The following is a 1701-nucleotide window of genomic DNA, read 5'->3' as shown; positions in this document are numbered from 1 at the left end:
ACAGATTCAATTTCTCTATTCCTGACTCACCCTGATTTATACTTTTCCTCTGCCTAAAGTGACAAAACAGGGTTAAAGGTGCTAAGATTTAATCCAAGTTATTAATCTCCCGTGACCTTTGTGACAATCAAGCAATTTGGTTCGGGGCCTCGGATTCACCTGTGGGATCGATCTAAAATCTAAAATCTAAAATCTAAAATTGGATGACTAGAGCCAGTACCGCCATCGGGGTGAGCCCCCTCATCAAGGAAATTGTGCAGAAAAAGGCGCTAGCAACCCGCCTAACGCTGAAGGAAATTATCTATGTCGGGATGCTGGCGATCGACGAGTTGGACGAAAAGCGCTTGCAAGAGTTGGCTGACAAGGTGCATCAGATGCAGGTGAATGGGGAGATTTGAAGCGATGAGGGCGATTCCCTAGGCGGGATAGCTACGCACGCGCGTACTTCGGGTGAAGTAAGGCAAAGGCGCTCCTATGGAATTCGTCTACTGAAACAAGTTCTCATTTTTCTACCAATAAATAGGGGTCTTCTTCTCCTCAACAGGAGCGTTCTCCCATCTAGTATTTGTACCCGTTTCGGTGCTCTTAGCCCCACACAGTCTGCTCAAATCAACTATCGTGCTATCGGAGCGCTGATAAAAACAAAAAGGTCGATCGTTGGATTGAGCATGGAGTGGAGCAAAAATAGCAGGCATGGAAAAGCGCTCAGAAGACTGCCTCGGCATGGGGGATACTGGAACTTTCATCTCGGTCGTTGGCTCTGACGGTTTTGCACGGGCTGCGTCGGCCGTTACCATTCCTGACAGTAGCAGAAATGCAACCGAAAGCAGGAGGAGATTCGAGTGTTTCATATTACTTTTCGACAATCTTGCTTCTGAGACTCTCAACAAATGCCAGGACATCGGCTTTGTCTGGTGGATTGACGCTATTTTTATCGAGAGCTTGGGACACACCATTAGCAAAAGCGTTAAATTCACTGTTCGTGAGACCTCCACCCATTCCACTATGGGAAAGTTTCATAGTCCGCCCTGTATAAACACAAGGCCCCCCTGCCGCTTGGCAGAATTGATCCACCAACAACTGACGCAGCCTCTGTTTTGAGTTTGTGCTCAAGCCAATAAAGTATTTACCAATTACTGGGTCAGCAAATATGAAAGTTGCTGAATCATCAATGACGGCTGCGATCGCGTTGTAGCCTCCTAACCTAGTGTAGAGAGATCTTCCTGAAGAACCTTGTGCTATCAGATCTGTAGTTACTTTTTCTGCTGATACTTGTGCTGACATCACCGGTGTAGAACGAGCGAAACTAGGGCTTAATCTGAAAGTAGTCACAACTATGAGTGTGATACAAATTAATGTCAACAGCGTTGCTAAAGATTTACTGAGTTTCATTGAAAAATCTCCACTTGTGATGGTAATATGGTTAATTGAATCTTCAGCATTAAGTCACTTACAGATACATAAGCTTAAGAAGCCGGAAGCCGAATTATAAGCCCAACTAAACTTAGTCTTTCGCTCTGTGCGATCGTAAAGAGGCGAGGGTAAAGAGCGATCGCTCTCCACATCAATTGATAACTTTACCATCAAATCATCTTACGGTAGATTTTGTAATATTTCTTAGATAGGGCTTGCTGAAAAAGGCTAAAACCCTTATCTCAAAACACTTTGGCTCGTTTTAACGCTAAAAAAGTGCAAGCAATA

General features: G+C 44.5%; 3 protein-coding genes. 1 reads left to right on the top strand and 2 read right to left on the bottom strand.

The features are described 5' to 3' along the window. Nucleotides 1-203: 203 nt before the first annotated feature. Nucleotides 204-398 carry a hypothetical protein gene (locus QUA80_RS33460; RefSeq protein ID WP_333429196.1) on the top strand — a complete coding sequence of 65 codons (195 nt, stop codon included), beginning with the start codon at nt 204-206 and terminating at the stop codon, nt 396-398. Nucleotides 399-509: 111 nt separating this feature from the next. Here the strand turns inward: QUA80_RS33460 and QUA80_RS33455 are convergent, their stop codons facing one another. Together QUA80_RS33455 and QUA80_RS33450 are read right to left on the bottom strand one after the other, a co-directional pair. Continuing rightward, the gene (locus QUA80_RS33455) at nt 510-851 is read right to left on the bottom strand and encodes a hypothetical protein (protein ID WP_333429195.1); all 342 of its coding nucleotides are present in this window, start codon (nt 849-851) and stop codon (nt 510-512) included. Nucleotide 852: 1 nt separating this feature from the next. After that, on the bottom strand, nt 853-1392 hold the full coding sequence (locus tag QUA80_RS33450; protein WP_333429194.1) for a group 1 truncated hemoglobin: 540 nt from the start codon (nt 1390-1392) through the stop codon (nt 853-855). Nucleotides 1393-1701 lie beyond the last annotated feature (309 nt).

The sequence above is a fragment of the Microcoleus sp. F4-D5 genome, from assembly GCF_036704885.1.
Classification (GTDB): Bacteria; Cyanobacteriota; Cyanobacteriia; order Cyanobacteriales; family Microcoleaceae; genus Microcoleus.
Note: the sequence above shows the minus strand (reverse complement) of the source record. Positions and strands in the feature narration are given on the sequence as shown.